The sequence below is a fragment of the Novosphingobium hassiacum genome, from assembly GCF_014196055.1.
Taxonomy (GTDB): Bacteria; Pseudomonadota; Alphaproteobacteria; order Sphingomonadales; family Sphingomonadaceae; genus Novosphingobium; species Novosphingobium hassiacum.
The window spans coordinates 469028-484544 of the sequence record NZ_JACICY010000001.1; the positions used below are offsets into that span (position 1 = coordinate 469028).

Consider the following 15517-nt stretch of genomic DNA (forward strand, 5'->3'; position numbering starts at 1 on the left):
GGGGAGCGTTGGTTGCCCCTCCACGCATTCGTCATTGCGAGCCCCGCGCAGCGGAAGAAGCAATCCAGTGCGCTTCGCACCAACTCTTGATTGCTTCGTCGGCTTCGCCTCCTCGCAATGACGAAGTGTGTGAATGCAATGCTTACTGGTTGGGGTCCTGCACCTTGAACGGGTCCGTCGCATCGGGCTTGGTCGGCAGCGGCGAGCGCGGCAATTCCTTGTCGCTCATCGCGGCTTGCAGCAGCATTCCCGCGAGGATTACCGAGGCCTGCCGCATATCATCGGCGCGCATGTGGTCGAGCGTGTCGAGGCTCGAATGGTGCACGCGGCTATCGTAATCGAGCGGGTCCTGGATGAACTGGTAGCCGGGAAGGCCGATCGCCTGAAGGTAGACGTGGTCGGTGCCACCGGTCTTGCTCATCACCACTTTGTCGGCACCCAGCGAATTGAATGGGGCCAACCAGTCGCGCAGCAGCGATGCCGCGCCGACATTGCCCTCGGCATAGATGCCGCGGAACTTGCCCGAGCCGTTGTCCATGTTGAAGTAGGCCTTGAGGTCGCTGTACCCCGACTTCGGCGTGATCGGATAGGCGTTCCGCCAGGCCGAGTAGCTGTCGATGCCCTTGAGCGACGGGTCGACCGGGCGGGTGGCCAGATGTTGTTCGATATAGGCTTTCGAACCGAGCAACCCCTGCTCCTCGCCGCTCCACAGCGCGAAGCGGATCGTGCGCTTGGGCCGGATGCCGGACTTGGCGATCAGCCGCGCGGCCTCGATCACCGCCACGCTGCCTGCGCCGTTGTCCGAAGCACCGTCGCCCGCGATCCAGCTGTCGAAATGCGCGCCGGCCATGACGTAGCCGGCCTTGGGGTCGGTTCCCGGAATCTCTGCGATGACGTTGTCGGCCATCAGATCCTTGTCATCGAAGCTGGCGTCGATCGCCATCGACATCTGCGGGGCGCGGCCAGTCTTCTCGAGGCGAACAAGGCGGCGGTAGTCTTCCTGCGCCATGTCCATGGCAGGGACGGCCAGCGTCTCGCCCGGCGTGAAGTCGTAGCCCTCACCGTGGACCAGCTTGCCGTCGCGGTAGGTCATTTTGACCATCGCCAGCGCGCCCTCGGCTTTGAGGAAGGTCGAGAGCTTGCGCAGAAAGCCGCGCCGCGCGGTCTGCAGCGCGGTGGCTTCGGGGTCGTGGCGCGGCAGGGTGTACTTGTCGAGCTTGCCGATTTCCTCGCCGGTCAGGCGTTCGAACGGCGGGTCCTTGGATTCGCTGGTTTCCCCCGGCAGGCTGACCAGCACGATCTTGCCCGCCAGCTTGCCCTTCCACGCATCGAAATTCTCGACCTTCGACATCGGTGCGACGATCACCGGCGCGGTGATGGTGCCACCCGTCGCGGGCGACCACGCCACCGGCAGAACTGTCAACGGCAAGCCACGCGGGGACGTCATCATGGCTGAATACGACTTGAGGTTCCAGCCGAGACCGAATTCGAATGGTTCGCGGTGAATGTTCTTGAGGCCATAGGAGGCGAACTTGGCACTCGCCCATTCCTCGGCGCGGCGGTGGTTTTCCGAATTGGTCAGGCGCGGGCCGATGCCGTCCATCAGTTCGGACGCGGTTTCCATCACCTCGGAACGGTTCAGGCCCTCGTCGAGGATCTGGGCGACCATTCGGTCTTCGGCGGGGCCAGCCAACGTGGGCGTGGCGACGGCGCAAGCGGCAATGGCAACGGCGCTTGCGGCCGCGCGCAAATGAATCATCATGTCTGGAAAACTCCCCGGATCGGTTTCTCTGGCAACTATCTTGCCGCGACGCCCACGAAAGCCAAGAGCTTTTTGCAGCCTAGAACAGTCGGGTAAGCTCGTAGAACCCCGCGCCCACCGCTGCGCTGGCCGGGATCGTGATGAACCAGGCCATGACGACGCGCTGCGCCACGCCCCAGCGGACCGCGCTGGCGCGTCGCGCAGCGCCCGTGCCGATCACGCTGCCGGTGATCGCGTGGGTGGTCGAGACCGGGATGCCGAACGCACTGGCGCCGAAAACCACGATCGACCCGGCAGTCGAGGCGCAGAACCCGGTGTGGTGGTTGAGGCGGGTGATCTTGGTGCCCATCGTCTTGATGATCCGCCAGCCGCCCGACATCGTGCCCAGCGAGATCGCAAGATAGCACGAGATCACCACCCATTCGGGAATGTGGAAACCGCCCTGCATGTGCCCTGTCGAATAGAGCAGCACGGCGATGATCCCCATCGTCTTTTGCGCATCGTTACCGCCGTGGCTGATCGAATAGGCAGCCGACGACACCAGGTGCAGGCCCTTGAAGATGCCTTCGGCGCGTCGCGGCTGGGCCCCTTTGAACAGCCAGCTGGTCAGCAGGACCAGAGCCATGGCAAGCACGAAACCGATCACCGGGGACAGGAAGATCGCGAAAAACGTCTCGATCGTCTTCTTGGCCTCGATCGCGCCGAAGCCGCCATGCATCACGCCTGCGCCAAGCAGTCCGCCGATCAGCGCATGGCTCGACGACGACGGAATGCCCTTGATCCACGTGACCACGTTCCAGAACATCGCGCCGACCAGCGCGCCGAACACGACGCCGGGGGTGACCATATCCTTGTTGATGATGCCCTTGCCGATCGTGTCGGCAACGTGCAGCCCGACCAACCAGTAGGCCGCAAGATTGCCGGCAGCGGCGAACACCACTGCGGCAACGGGCGACAGCAGCCGGGTCGAAACGACCGTGGCGATCGAATTGGCTGCGTCATGCAACCCGTTGAGGAAATCGAACGCCAGCGCCAGCGCGATCAGGCCGACCAGCAGTGGGAATGCGAGCTCGTGCATCGGGAATACTCCTGACCTGAGCCCTCAGGCGTGGTCGATGACCAGCCCGTCGATTTCGTTCGCAACATCCTCGAACGCGTCGGCGATCTTTTCGAGGTGCTTGTAGATTTCGCGCGCGACGATGAACGCGACCAGATCGCCATCGGTGCGGTGGCGCAGGAAATTGACCTTGAGACCCGCCTGATGGATCAGGTCGACCTCGCCTTCGAGCTGGACGATGCGTTCGGTCAGCAGGTGCAGCGGCGCGCCATTGCGCTCGACATCGCGCAACAGCGGCATGGCTTGCGCGATCAGGCCGACGGCCTCGACGATCTTGTCGGCCATTTCCTGCATCTCGGGCTCGAACTCGGCAATCTCGTACAATTCGATAGCCGAGGCGGCGGCCTGCATTTCATCGATGGTGTCGTCCATCGCGCCGATCAGCGATGTGATCGCCCCACGGTCGAACGGGGTCAGGAACGTGCGGCGGACGGTAAACAGCACTTCGCGGATCACGTCATCGGCGTCATGCTCGCGGTCGCGGATCCGGCTGACCCATTGCGCAGCATCGCCACGCGAACGGGTGAGGTTGGCGAGCGCATCGGCGGCATCGACGCAAGCCGCGGCGTGTCGCTCGAACATTCCGAAGAAATCGCCCGTCTTGGGCAGGAGGCGCTGGAACCAACCGAACATCGCAATAGCTTCCTGAATTGCCGTCACGTGCGCGGAACCGATTCGGCCCCCGACGGCTGCGGCACTAGGGCAGACACAGAACTGTCACAATCCTGCAGCTATCGATTGTCCACACCGGTAGATCGGCGCGCCGTAGCCGTCAGAGCCAGCCGATGCTGCGGAAGCGGAGCCACAAGCCACCGCAGATCGCAATGATCGTTCCCCAGACTGCGAAGTAGCCGTAATGCCAGCGCAGTTCGGGCAGGTATTCGAAGTTCATGCCATAGATCCCGGCAATTGCGGTAGGCACAGCGAGGATCGCCGCCCATGCGGCCAGAGATCTGGTCATTTCGCCCTGGCGATGCTGTTCGAGCAGGCTTGCGGTTTCGACAATCGCGACGAGCGTTTCCTTCAGACCCTGCATTCGCGCCATCGCACGGCGCACGTGGTCAAGCACGTCGCGGAACCAGATCCGCGATGCCGGATCGATGCACGGCAGGTCGGCTTCGACCAACCGCTCGCACATTTCCTCCATCGGCCCGACCACGCGCTCGAACCGGCGGAGCTGACGTCGCAGACGGAAGATACGGCGGATCACGGCCTGCTCGGGGAACACGTCGATCGCCGACTCCTCCATTTCCTGCGCGACCTCTTCCAGCTTGTCGAGCAACGGCAGATAGCCATCGACGATGAAGTCGAGCACCGCATGGAGCACATAGTCCGGCCCTTCGGCCATGCGCTCGGCCTGCCCTTCGAGTTCCTGCCGCAAGCTGGTGTGTGCCCTGGTGCTACCGAAGCGTACGCTGATCAGATAGCCGGGGCCGACGAAAAACGCCGTCTGACCATAGTCGAGGAGATCGCCGTCGCGCAGGTCTGCGGTGCGCGCGACGACGAACAGCGACTTGCCGTAGACTTCCACCTTGGGCAACTGGCGCGGGTTGAGCGCGTCTTCCACCGCCAGCGGATGCAAGCCGTATTGCCGCCGCACCAGATCCATTTCGGCCGCGTCGGGCTCGCATAGGCCGATCCAGTCGAAACTGTGCGCAGGCAGTTCCGGTCGGGGCACGCCGTCCAGCAGCAGCGCCTCGTCATGGGCGGTTCCGTGGCTGTAGCGGCGCGCTGCGATCATGGTCATGGCGCACCAGTGGCAAACTGCAATCGGACTCGCAATCGCGTAAAGACGTGCTAACATCTCTGTAAATAGAAACGGGAGAGAAGTCTTGGGCGTAGAACAGTCCATAGCCACTGCACCGGATATTGACGTGCTGATCGTTGGCGCAGGCATCTCGGGCATCGGCATGGCCGCGCACATGAAGATGCTATGTCCCGATCGCAGCTTCACCATCGTCGAGCGCCGCGCACAGATCGGCGGAACGTGGGACCTGTTCCGCTACCCGGGCGTGCGTTCGGACTCGGACATGCATACGCTCGGCTTCATCTTCGAGCCGTGGAAGCACGAGAAGTCGATCGCCGATGGCCCCGCGATCCTTGAATACCTCAACCGCATCGCCGACGAGCGCGACATCCGCCGCCACATCCGTTTCGACAGCAAAGTGCTGAGCGCCGACTTCGACAGCACGGCAGGATATTGGGTTGTCACGCTTCAGGGCGAGGACGGCCAGCGCAGTCGCCTGACCGCACGCTGGCTCTACCTCGGTTCGGGCTATTACGATTACGACAAGCCTTATGAGGCCGAATTCAAGGGGCGCGAGAACTTCAAAGGCGAGATCGTCCATCCGCAGTTCTGGCCGGAAAACCTGGACTATGCAGGCAAGCAGGTCGTCGTGATCGGATCGGGCGCAACCGCCGTGACCATCGTCCCGTCGATGCCTGAAGCGGCACACGTGACCATGCTCCAGCGCACGCCGACGTGGTACGCGATCCGCCCGGCCAAGGACGGCATCGCCAACTTCCTGCGCAAGGTCCTGCCCGAGGAGCTGGCCTACCGCATCACCCGCTTCAAGAACGTCACGATGCAGAACCTGGTGTTCAAGAAGGCACGGTCGCAGCCGCAGAAGGTCAAGGATTACCTGACCAACAAGCTGAAGGAAGCATTGGGCGATAAGTACGATGCGCGCACTTTCACCCCACCGTACGATCCATGGGATCAGCGCCTGTGTCTGGTGCCCGACGGCGATCTGTTCGAGGCGATCAAGGCCGGTCGGGCGAGCATCGTCACCGACCATATCGACCGCTTCGACGCAACCGGCATCGAGCTCAAGTCGGGCAAGCACCTCGATGCCGACGTGATCATCACCGCGACGGGGCTCAAGATGGTCATGGCGGGCAACATCGCGATTTCGGTCGATGGCGTGCCCGTCGATTTCGCCGACCGCTATTACTACAAGGGGGCGATGTTTTCGAACGTGCCCAATCTTGCGGCAGTGTTCGGCTACCTCAACGCATCGTGGACACTGCGCGCCGACATCAACGCGCGTTACATCTGCGACGTGCTCAACAAGATGAAAGCGGACGGCACCCAGATCGCGGTGCCCCGGCTTGCGCCCAACCATCAGCTCGATGAAGACGACATCTACGACTTTTCATCAGGCTATATCAACCGCGCCCGCCACCTCCTGCCCAAGAGCGCGAGCGACATGCGCTGGCGGCTCAATCAGGACTATGTCCGCGACAACAAGTGGATGCGCGACGACCCGATCGACGACGGCGTGCTCGAATTCGGCAAGGCCCGTGTGGCAGTGCAGCAGGAAGGGCAGCTCGAACACGCGCAATAGGCCTTTTGCCCAAGGGTGCGATGCGTTAGCGTCACGGCCATGACCAACGACTCCCGCATCTGGACCGCCGCGCTGATCGTGGTCGGCGACGAAATCCTGTCAGGCCGCACGCAGGACAAGAACATCGCCCAAGTCGCCTCGTGGCTCGGCGTGCAGGGCATCCGCCTGCGCGAGGTCCGCGTCGTTCCCGATGTCATGGACGCGATCGTCGAGGCGGTGAACAAGTTGCGCGCGCGCAACGATTACCTGTTCACCACTGGCGGCATCGGTCCGACGCACGACGACATCACCGTCGATGCTGTGGCGCGGGCGCTGGGGGTGGACGTCGTGATCCATCCGCAGGCGCGCGCGATCCTTGAGAGCTATTACGAACCGCGCGGCGGACTCAACGAGGCGCGTCTGCGCATGGCCCGCGTTCCCGCCGGAGCGAACCTGATCGAGAATCGCGTCTCGGGCGCGCCGGGCATTCATGTCGAGAACGTGTTTCTTATGGCAGGCGTCCCCGGCATCACCGCCCAGATGCTCGATGGACTGACCGGAAAGCTCGAAGGCGGGTTGCCGCTGCTGTCGACCACGGTCGGCTGCTGGGTCGCAGAAAGCGAAATTGCCGACCTGCTGCGTGAGACCGAAAAGGCGCACGAAGGCTGCCAGATCGGCAGCTATCCGTTCTTCCGCGAGGGCAAGACCGGCGCGAACTTCGTCATCCGCTCGGTCAGCGACGATCTGCTCAAGGCCTGTGCCCACAGCCTGGAAGACGGGTTGGCGGCGATCGGCCGGTTCCCCGTACCCGGCGGGATCTGATACCATGCTGACTCGTCGCCTCGCCATACTCGCCCCGCTCGCCATCGCGCTGGTTGCCGCCGCGCCGTTGAAGAAGCGCACGGCGCCCCCGCCCGCCTACCCCTCACCGTCGAAGGCGGCCCTGCCCGCCACGGTGCGCGTGGTGCTAACCACCGAGATGGGTCCGATCGTGGTGGAGGTGGACGTCGCCCGTGCGCCTGTCAGCGCCACCAACTTCGTGCGTTATGCCGAGACGAAGCGGTTCGACGGTGTCGTGTTCTATCGTGCGATGCATCTGGCGTGGGGTGAGCAGCCCAACGGGCTGATCCAGGCGGGCACGCGCGGCGATCCCCGGCGCAACCTGCCGCCGATCGCGCATGAGCCGACCAATGTGACTGGCATCCTCCACAAGGTCGGAACGCTGTCGCTGGCGCGGCTTGCGCCGGGAACGGCGGCGGGCGATTTCTCGATCATGGTGTCCGACCAGCCCGGGCTGGATGCGCAGCCCGAGTCCTCCGATCCCGAGGCCAAGGCCGGCTATGCCGCGTTCGGGCAGGTGATCGAGGGCATGGACGTGGTCAAGGCGATCTACGCCGCCCCGATTTCGGAAACCGAAGGCGAAGGCATCATGCGCGGGCAGATGCTGGCCAAGCCGGTCAAGATTTTGACTGCGCGGCGGCTGCCCGACGCGACACTTGCGCCAACGCCCGCTCCGTAACGTGCGCCTGTCACTGCTGGCTGCCCCGCTTGCACTGGGGGGTTGTGCGGCTGGCGACTTGCCGCGCTTCGAAAGCGTGCTTGCCACAAATGAAAGCGCAACCGCTGCTCTCGGACAATGGTGCGGTGCCCAAGGCATTGCTCAACCGCCGACCATCCGGGCGCTGGCAGATCGCCGCGCAAGTATGGTGGCATCGCCCGCCATTCGCACGGTGCTCGGCGTATCTGCAACCGAGCCTGTCGCTTATCGTCATGTCCGATTGGCATGCGGCGACACGGTGCTGTCAGTCGCGCACAACTGGTTCGTGCCCGCGCGTCTGACGCCCGATATGAACCGCATTCTGGAAACCACCGAGACCCCGTTTGGCAAAGTCGTCGCCCCGCTCGGCTTCCGGCGGGAGCGTTTGGCGAGCAGGCGCGGACGCATGGCCGAGTGCCCCGCAGGCACCGTGCTGTCGCACCGCGCGGTCCTGCGCCTCGCCGACGGCCAGGCGATCAGTCTCGTCGTGGAGTGCTATACCCGCGCCAACCTCAATCGCGCGGGTTGACCGTCCAGTCCATCGCCGCTTCGGCGTAGTGTTCCAACTCGCGCCAGTGCCGGTCCCAGCCGGGGCCGCGCTTTTCCAGTGGGATTACCGCTTCGACCTGTTCGCGCGCGACGGTTACCGGATTGCGGGGTGGTTTGCTGTCGGTCATCGTCAATCCTTGCTCCGTGGAGGCCCACCCCCAACCCCTCCCGCAGGCGGGAGGGGAGTAAGACTTGCGTCACCGAAGGTGGCGTTAGTCGCAGCGGGGTGGGCCTGTCCACGCCCGCCAGCAAAAAAGCCGGGAGCATAAAAAAGGGGCCGGGAAGGTTTCCCCTCCCGGCCCGCTTTTGTCTTCGGTCAGGTTCGACTGATCAGCCGCCGTGAACCTGCGACACGTCGATCTTCAGGCCTGGGCCCATCGACGAGGACAGGCCGACCTTGCGCAGGTACTTGCCCTTGGCGCCGGCTGGCTTGGCCTTGACGATCGCATCGACGAACGCGTTGAAGTTGGCACGCAGCGCATCGTCCGAGAACGAGAGCTTGCCGATGCCGCCATGGATGATCCCGGCCTTTTCGACGCGGAATTCGATCTGGCCGCCCTTGGCAGCCTTGACCGCTTCGGCGACGTTCGGCGTAACCGTGCCCAGCTTCGGGTTCGGCATCAGGCCCTTGGGACCCAGCACCTTGCCGAGGCGACCGACGATGCCCATCATGTCGGGCGTCGCGATCACGCGGCCATAGTCGAGATTGCCGTTCTGCATGTCTTCGAGCAGATCTTCGGCACCGACCTTGTCAGCACCGGCGGCCAGAGCCGCTTCGGCCTTGTCACCACGTGCGAACACGGCGACCTTGATGTCCTTGCCGGTGCCCGATGGCAGCGTAACCATGCCACGGACCATCTGGTCGGCGTGGCGCGGATCGACGCCGAGGTTCAGCGAGACTTCGAGGCTCTCGTCGAACTTGGCGCTCTTGAGGTCCTTAAGCAGCTTGATGGCGTCATCGACGGCATAAAGCTTCATGTTTTCGCCGAGCTTTTCGGTCAGCGACTTCTGCTTCTTGGTCAGGTTGGCCACGGTCTCAGCCCTCCACCACGGTGAGGCCCATCGCGCGAGCGGAGCCTTCAATGATCTTCGTTGCGGCGTCGATGTCGTTCGCGTTCAGGTCCTTCATCTTGGCCTGGGCGATGTCCGACAGCTGCGCGCGAGTGATCGTGCCGGCCGAAGCCTTGCCCGGAGTCTTCGAACCCGACTGGATGCCGACGGCCTTCTTGATGAAGAACGTGGCAGGCGGGGTCTTGGTGACGAAGGTGAACGAACGGTCGGCATAGACGGTGATCACGGTCGGAAGCGGCGTGCCCTTCTCGACTTCCTGCGTGGCAGCGTTGAACTGCTTGCAGAATTCCATGATGTTGACGCCGCGCTGACCCAGCGCAGGACCGATCGGGGGAGCAGGCTTGGCTTCGCCAGCCTTTACCTGCAGCTTGATATAGCCTTCAATTTTCTTGGCCACGAGGGGCCTCCTTTCTTCCTGTTGGCCCGCCCGATCAGGACGGGACCTCAGAGTGAGCGGTCAAACACCCCGGAGAACCGGGACTCCCGCACGGAATCACAGCCTGGAAGGCTGCGAAGGCCGGGCCGATAGGGCTATCGACCCGGAAATGCAAGCATTGTCGCCTAATCAGCGAACCAGTTCGACTTCCTCGAAGGCCAGTTCGACCGGCGTTGCGCGACCGAAGATCGAGACCGAGACCTTTACGCGGCTCTTGTCGAAGTCCAGTTCCTCGACGATGCCGTTGAACGAGGCGAAAGGCCCTGCGTTGACCTTGACCGAATCGCCGATCTCGTAATCGACCACAACGCTCTTGCGCGGCTCGGCAGCAGCCTGATCGCGCGCGCCGAAATAACGGGCGGCTTCCTTGTCGGAAATCGGCTGTGGCTTGCTGTTGGTGCCGAGAAATCCGGTCACCTTCGGCGTGTTCTTGACGAGGTGATAGATATCATCGTTCATCGCCAGCTTGGCCAGCACGTAGCCCGGCATGAACTTGCGTTCGACCTGGACCTTCTTGCCGCGCTTGACCTCGGTGATCGTCTCGGTCGGGACCTCGACCGCCTCGACCAGCTGCGAAAGACCGATGCGTTCGGCTTCGGAAATGATCGCGTCGCGAACCTTGTTCTCGAAGCCGGAATAGGCGTGAATGATGTACCAGCGGGCCATATCTGTTTCTCTTGGTCCTGAAGTGGATCGGGTCAGGCGAGCTTGAGCAGGAAGCGGACGATCGCACCGAACAGCGAATCGATGCCGAGGAAGAACACCGCGAGGATCAGCATCATGATGCCGACGAAGATCGCGGTGGTCGTCGTTTCCTGCCGCGTCGGCCATACGACCTTGCGCGCTTCTGCCTTCACCTGATTGAAGAACTCGCCGGGGCTGGTCTTGGCCATCGCTGAACGCCTTGTTAGGTTGCGGAAACCACCGCGTGAAACTCGCTTCTTCCGCCTAGGGGAAATCGCCGCCCCGGACAGGTCCGGGAGGGGCTGGCGATTTTCCGATGTCGGAGTTGCCTTCATTTAGTCGCAGGCCCGGAATTTGGCAAGTGCGGTATCGGAAGGCTCAGCTCGACGCGTCCACAGGGCACCGACCGACGAGGCGAACGACCGGCAGGACGGGCTGCGCGCGGCGCGGGAACAGGCATCGCCGACCCCGGTTTAGACCCCGCCCTGCACAAGGGCCGACCTGAAACAGGGATCGCATTATCGGGGGCCTGAAAAGGAACGATCATGAAGAAGTATTTTGTCCTCGCCTCGCTGACAGCAGCCGTCGCGATGACTCCCGCGCTGGCCCAGCAGGCCAAGACTGCAACGGACGCCGAGGCTGCAGCCGCAGCATCGACCGCAACGCCAACGGCAACGCCAACGCCAAGTCCTACGCCAACTCAGGGCACAACGGGTTCAGATAGCGCCAATACCGGCGTTGGTGCGGACGTCAGCACGACGGCGCGCACGGATCGTGACGGCGGCATCGGCGGCGACGTGTCGGCCAAGGCGAAGGTCCGCAACGATACACGCAAGACGTCGCGCACCGAAGATCGCAAGGCACGTTCGCTCAACGACGTAGCGACTTCGGGTTCTGTCGATTCGGCGGTCAGCGGCCATGCTGACGGTCACGGCACGACAGCGACAACCGGCGTTGGCGGGACCGTCGACGGCGCAGTAGGCGGGGTTGTTGGCCGCAGGCCGTAACATCGCAAGCCGAATAAACGACGAGGCCGGGGTCGCAAGACCTCGGCCTTTCGCGTTTAAAGCGCGTCTGTTTCGGATCTCATGTCGCGCCAGCTAATCGCGCGACTGGCAGGAGTGGAGGGATTGCCTGAAGTGTTGTTTTTCAACATCTTAGATTGGCTAACCTTCCGAAAAAACCCACACAGATCCGCCACAACCCGGGATCATTGGCTAACATTTCCGGCATACGGGCTGTCGTCTAACGCCGGTCAATGCTCGCTCATGGGGTGGCACCGCTGAAGGGCGGCTATCAACATATCTTGAGCTAAAAGCTGTCTGTCAGGACACGACGCCATAACTGCCATAAGTCTTGTGGCAGAAAGCGCCCAGTTGCAGGCACCCAAAACTTCGGTCATCGTCGTAACGTGAGTATCCGATCCCTTGCTAACCACGCCGTCTTCGCTGCACTGACTGTCCTGCTAGCTGGATGCGACCCCGGTGTGCATGTCGCGCTAAAGAAGGATTTTAAGGGCGTCGTCGATTATGACTGCATTGAAAATGCGCTTCGGGCTGTCGCTCCCGATGTAAGGCGGGGCTCGTATGAGTCAGATGGTCACGGGCCGCGGGGGTTCGAGAGTGGCCTCACCGTCACCCAATTCAACTACTCTGATCCATCTTTTCAAGGGGGCTACACCCTCGATGTAGCAGTGCAATCGGATGGCAACACGCATTATTGGCACGAATGGAGCAAGACCGGGACAAAGATAACAAGGGAGGAGCAAGGCCAGGTTGTCCCTCTGTTGTTGCGGGCGAACCGATCAGTTGAGCGACAATGTGGTTTATTCTTCGGCGGGACAGTGCCCGAGGTCGGAGACGGATAGGTCCGCTTCCCACCCATTTCCTGCCGTTGTGAGGGCCACAGAATCAAACCGAATGCTGCCGTTCATTCAGCCAGTCCAGACGAGATGCTGGCCTCGAACGAGCAGGCTTGCAGGTTCTGTCGTTGGCTAACCCGATAATAATCGTTCAATATCAAATACTTAGTGAACGATTGGCAGGAGTGGAGGGACTCGAACCCACGGCCCTCGGTTTTGGAGACCGATGCTCTACCAACTGAGCTACACTCCTGTGCCCGGAAGCGCCCTTAGAGGCTTGACGCGGGGTATGCAACCGACCGAAACGTAATCTCAGCAAAATGTCCCGCACCGATCCCCATATCATTCCGCCCGAGCTGTTGCTCAAGGCGTACCGCGCGGGGATATTTCCGATGGCGGACAGCCGCGACGATCCCGACGTATTCTGGGTCGAACCGAAAATGCGGGCGATCCTGCCGCTCGAGGGCTTCCACCTGTCGAAGTCGCTGGCCCGCACCCTGCGGCGCGGCCATTTCAACGTCACCTGCAACGCGGCGTTCGAAGCGGTGATCGACGCCTGTGCCGCCCCCCGCCCGGGAGCCGACGAAAGCTGGATCAGCGCGCGCATCCGCGAAAGCTACATGGGCCTGCACGAATATGGCCACGCCCATTCGATCGAGTGCTGGCATGACGGTCGGCTGGTAGGCGGACTCTATGGCGTCGGGTTTGCGCGCGTGTTCTGCGGCGAATCAATGTTCAGCCGTGAGGCCGATGCGTCGAAGGTCGCGCTGGCATGGCTGGTGGCCTCGCTGCGCCGGATCGGGGCCGAACTGCTCGATTGCCAGTTCACCACGACGCATCTCGCATCGCTTGGTGCGGTCGAAATCCCGCAAGGCCACTATCTGCAACTGCTGGCCGCAGCCCAGCGCGCTTATTCTTCGGGCGAAACAGCCGCCGCGCGCGCACTGGCCGACGAACTTGGCGTCGGTGCCGCCACTGCAGCATCCGGCGACGCCGCCGCGCCGCTCGGGCTGCCCGAGGGCTTTGCAGCGCTGCGCTCGGCCGCCTTCGGCTCATCCTCGCCCGGAAAAATCATCGCGCAGTTCTTGACCCAGACATCGTAAACCGGATGCTCGACGACGTTGAGCGACGGCGCGGACTTGAACAGCCAGCCCGAAAACACCTTGCGCCACGCCAATGGCTGATCGGTCGATGCGCGCTCCTGCACGAACAGCTGGACGAATGCGCCGGTCTCCGGCGGGTCTTCCCACGGCGCGGTCTTTTCGCACGTGGCCAGCTTGATGATGGCGTTGCCGATGCGGCGCGATTCGCCGCTCTTGAGCACGATGTCCTGCGTGATGTTGTTGCGCTTGTTGAGGAAACCGATCGTCGCCACGCGATCCTTGATCGGGGTGCCGAACTCGCTCTCGACCGCCGCGCCCGATGCAGAGGCGATGGCAGAGCCAGTCTCGGTCGCTTCGGGCGGTGGCGGCGCTTCCTTTTCGCCGCACGCGGCAAGCGCCAGCAGGCTCGCAAAAGCGAGCGCGCGCAGTGCCGGCGATGCGACAGGCAACATCAGGCTTCCGGCGACCAGGCTTCGTAATCGCCCGTGGCAGCAGCACGTTTCCCGCCCCGCTCGAGCGCGCCCTGCGGACGGTAGGCAGCCGAAGTGCCGGTAGCGTTGGGGGTGAAATCGACCTCCCAGATTCGCGAGGGCGGCAGGTTGCTCTCGGGCACGCCATCGAACGATCCGTGCAGCCAGCCATGCCATTCCGAAGGCACGCGGCTGGCGTCGTTGGCACCATTGTAGATCACCCAGCGGCGCTCACGTCCGGCAAAGGGATGGCCCTTGGGGAAAGGCTTCTTTGCCCGGTGATAGGTGTTGCCCTGCGCGTCGGTGCCGACCTGTTCGCCGCGAAGCGCGCTGTCGAGCATGGTGGTCATGGTCGCGCCATTCCACCAGGTGAAGATCTTGCCGAGGATGCTCATGGGGCTCGCGCTTAGCCTTTCAACAGGGGTCTGGGCAAGCGTGGAGTGCGACTTGAACCCCACGCCATTTGCGGTCACCAGTCGACCTTGTCGCCCGGCTTGATCCCGAGCTTTGCCGCAAGCCCGCCATTGATCTCGAACACGGCCAGGGTCAGACCCGCCGCCGGGAGCGGCGTCTCGTCGTATGGCACTGCATTTGCGGCGATGTTCATGATCTTGTGGTCGAGCCCGACAAAGATGATGTCGAGCGGGATCACCGTATTGCGCATCCAGAACGAGGCGTAATCTGGTGGGTTGCGCAGGAAGATCATGCCCTCTTCGTCGCCGATCTGCGTGCGGAACATCAGCCCCTTGGCCTGCTCGGGGCCGGTCCGAGCCAGTTCGGAACGGAAGACGTGGGCTTTACCGGCGCTGTTAATGGTCACCGGGACGACTGCCAGCCCGGACACGGGATGAATCGCTGGCGTGGCGCTTTCCTGTGCAGTGCGCGTACCCGCGCCCGCCGCTTGCGGCGAACAGCCGGCAATCATTGCCAATGCCGCCAGCATGCCGAATCTAATCGTCTGTTTCATCGACCCATTCTTCCAAGGCTTCCACAGACACGGCATTGACCACTTCGCGGGCATGATCAAGGGGGTGCCCTGCGCGTAACATCGCCCCGACCTGCTTTTCGCGCGCTGCACGGTCGGATAGCGGCACCACCCCGAACGGCCCGAAGCGCCGCTTGCGTGCCAGCACCAGCACCGCACGCCGCCGCTCCACATCCGAACCGTGCGATTCCTCGCGCAGGGGCTCGGCGATCCCGGCAGCGCCCAATGCCTGGTCGATCCGCCGCGCGCCATAGCCGCGCCGCAGCAACCCTTGCGCCTTGCCGCGCGCGTATGTGGCATCGTCGACATAACCGATCGCAACGAACCGCCCGACCAGCGCGGGGATGTCGGGCGAGGCCTCCGCCTCCCACCCGCGCTCGCGCAACTTGCGGCGCAGATAGTCCGACAGCTTGCCCGCGCTGGTCGCAAAGCGCGCGACATAAGCCAGCGCCATCTCCTCCATCCGCGCAGGATCGAGCGGTTTGGGCACCCTGCGCTCTTTACGAGCGGCAGGATCGTAAGGCGGTTTGCGGGCCATCGCCATATTCGTGCCACACTCGACGCTAAATGAGAACGTCCGTGCTGTGACATGGTTGTTTTACCGTCACACCGAAGT

Annotated in this window: 18 protein-coding genes, 1 tRNA gene and 1 pseudogene; 6 read left to right on the forward strand and 14 right to left on the reverse strand. The window is 63.1% G+C overall.

The annotated features are described in order from the left end of the window. Positions 1–142: 142 nt before the first annotated feature. The 4 genes from GGQ88_RS02510 to GGQ88_RS02525 form a co-directional block, all read right to left on the reverse strand. Positions 143–1762: a M20/M25/M40 family metallo-hydrolase gene (locus GGQ88_RS02510; protein ID WP_183611448.1), complete on the reverse strand. Its 1620-nt coding sequence runs from the start codon at positions 1760–1762 to the stop codon at positions 143–145. 79 nt (positions 1763–1841) lie between these two features. Next, positions 1842–2840 (reverse strand): inorganic phosphate transporter, encoded by a 999-nt coding sequence (locus tag GGQ88_RS02515; RefSeq protein WP_183611450.1) that lies wholly within the window; start codon positions 2838–2840, stop codon positions 1842–1844. Between the two features lie 24 nt (positions 2841–2864). After that, the gene (locus GGQ88_RS02520) at positions 2865–3512 is read right to left on the reverse strand and encodes a DUF47 domain-containing protein (RefSeq protein WP_183611453.1); all 648 of its coding nucleotides are present in this window, start codon (positions 3510–3512) and stop codon (positions 2865–2867) included. 139 nt (positions 3513–3651) lie between these two features. Continuing rightward, the gene (locus tag GGQ88_RS02525; protein WP_183611455.1) at positions 3652–4626 is read right to left on the reverse strand and encodes a magnesium and cobalt transport protein CorA; all 975 of its coding nucleotides are present in this window, start codon (positions 4624–4626) and stop codon (positions 3652–3654) included. Positions 4627–4711: 85 nt separating this feature from the next. On the opposite strand from GGQ88_RS02525, the gene GGQ88_RS02530 reads away from it, so the two are divergent. Genes GGQ88_RS02530 through GGQ88_RS02545 form a run of 4 tightly spaced genes read left to right on the forward strand, consistent with a single transcriptional unit; the run spans position 4712 to position 8271 of the window. Beyond that, the gene (locus tag GGQ88_RS02530) at positions 4712–6226 is read left to right on the forward strand and encodes a flavin-containing monooxygenase (protein ID WP_183611457.1); all 1515 of its coding nucleotides are present in this window, start codon (positions 4712–4714) and stop codon (positions 6224–6226) included. Between the two features lie 39 nt (positions 6227–6265). After that, positions 6266–7027, forward strand: coding sequence for a competence/damage-inducible protein A (locus GGQ88_RS02535; protein WP_183611460.1), 762 nt, complete (start codon positions 6266–6268; stop codon positions 7025–7027). A 4-nt stretch (positions 7028–7031) separates the two neighbouring features. Then, the gene (locus tag GGQ88_RS02540; protein WP_183611463.1) at positions 7032–7724 is read left to right on the forward strand and encodes a peptidylprolyl isomerase; all 693 of its coding nucleotides are present in this window, start codon (positions 7032–7034) and stop codon (positions 7722–7724) included. Between the two features lies 1 nt (position 7725). Further along, positions 7726–8271 carry a chorismate--pyruvate lyase family protein gene (locus GGQ88_RS02545; RefSeq protein WP_343057052.1) on the forward strand — a complete coding sequence of 182 codons (546 nt, stop codon included), beginning with the start codon at positions 7726–7728 and terminating at the stop codon, positions 8269–8271. Here the strand turns inward: GGQ88_RS02545 and GGQ88_RS02550 are convergent. The 5 genes from GGQ88_RS02550 to secE form a co-directional block, all read right to left on the reverse strand. Beyond that, positions 8255–8419, reverse strand: coding sequence for a hypothetical protein (locus tag GGQ88_RS02550; RefSeq protein WP_183611468.1), 165 nt, complete (start codon positions 8417–8419; stop codon positions 8255–8257). The two genes, GGQ88_RS02545 and GGQ88_RS02550, sit on opposite strands and share 17 nt — an antisense overlap. Before the next feature lie 202 nt (positions 8420–8621). Further along, the gene (gene rplA, locus GGQ88_RS02555) at positions 8622–9323 is read right to left on the reverse strand and encodes a 50S ribosomal protein L1 (RefSeq protein WP_343057053.1); all 702 of its coding nucleotides are present in this window, start codon (positions 9321–9323) and stop codon (positions 8622–8624) included. A gap of 4 nt (positions 9324–9327) precedes the next feature. Then, positions 9328–9759: a 50S ribosomal protein L11 gene (gene rplK, locus GGQ88_RS02560; RefSeq protein WP_054107820.1), complete on the reverse strand. Its 432-nt coding sequence runs from the start codon at positions 9757–9759 to the stop codon at positions 9328–9330. A 168-nt stretch (positions 9760–9927) separates the two neighbouring features. Continuing rightward, a complete protein-coding gene (nusG, locus tag GGQ88_RS02565) occupies positions 9928–10464 on the reverse strand; it encodes a transcription termination/antitermination protein NusG (RefSeq protein ID WP_183611470.1) in 537 nt (178 codons plus the stop codon). Positions 10465–10496: 32 nt separating this feature from the next. Continuing rightward, complete coding sequence (gene secE / locus GGQ88_RS02570; RefSeq protein ID WP_183611472.1) at positions 10497–10691, reverse strand: preprotein translocase subunit SecE; 195 nt, start codon at positions 10689–10691, stop codon at positions 10497–10499. A gap of 336 nt (positions 10692–11027) precedes the next feature. Between secE and GGQ88_RS02575 the strand changes: the two genes are divergently transcribed. Further along, the gene (locus GGQ88_RS02575; RefSeq protein WP_183611474.1) at positions 11028–11489 is read left to right on the forward strand and encodes a hypothetical protein; all 462 of its coding nucleotides are present in this window, start codon (positions 11028–11030) and stop codon (positions 11487–11489) included. A 1031-nt stretch (positions 11490–12520) separates the two neighbouring features. Here GGQ88_RS02575 and GGQ88_RS02580 read toward each other — a convergent pair. Then, a tRNA-Trp gene (locus GGQ88_RS02580) sits at positions 12521–12596 on the reverse strand. Between the two features lie 67 nt (positions 12597–12663). Between GGQ88_RS02580 and aat the strand changes: the two genes are divergently transcribed. Further along, positions 12664–13446, forward strand: coding sequence for a leucyl/phenylalanyl-tRNA--protein transferase (gene aat / locus GGQ88_RS02585; protein ID WP_183611476.1), 783 nt, complete (start codon positions 12664–12666; stop codon positions 13444–13446). A gap of 35 nt (positions 13447–13481) precedes the next feature. Here aat and GGQ88_RS02590 read toward each other — a convergent pair. From GGQ88_RS02590 to GGQ88_RS02605, 4 genes and pseudogenes are all read right to left on the reverse strand, one after another. Then, a pseudogene (locus tag GGQ88_RS02590) lies at positions 13482–13898 on the reverse strand (DUF2155 domain-containing protein); the annotation flags it as partial. Next, on the reverse strand, positions 13898–14311 hold the full coding sequence (locus GGQ88_RS02595; RefSeq protein ID WP_183611478.1) for an NADH:ubiquinone oxidoreductase subunit NDUFA12: 414 nt from the start codon (positions 14309–14311) through the stop codon (positions 13898–13900). The gene GGQ88_RS02595 and the pseudogene GGQ88_RS02590, both read right to left, overlap by 1 nt. A 74-nt stretch (positions 14312–14385) precedes the next feature. After that, complete coding sequence (locus GGQ88_RS02600; RefSeq protein ID WP_183611481.1) at positions 14386–14883, reverse strand: DUF192 domain-containing protein; 498 nt, start codon at positions 14881–14883, stop codon at positions 14386–14388. Continuing rightward, positions 14867–15439 carry a regulatory protein RecX gene (locus GGQ88_RS02605; RefSeq protein ID WP_183611487.1) on the reverse strand — a complete coding sequence of 191 codons (573 nt, stop codon included), beginning with the start codon at positions 15437–15439 and terminating at the stop codon, positions 14867–14869. Before GGQ88_RS02605 ends, GGQ88_RS02600 begins: the two co-directional genes overlap by 17 nt. Positions 15440–15517 lie beyond the last annotated feature (78 nt).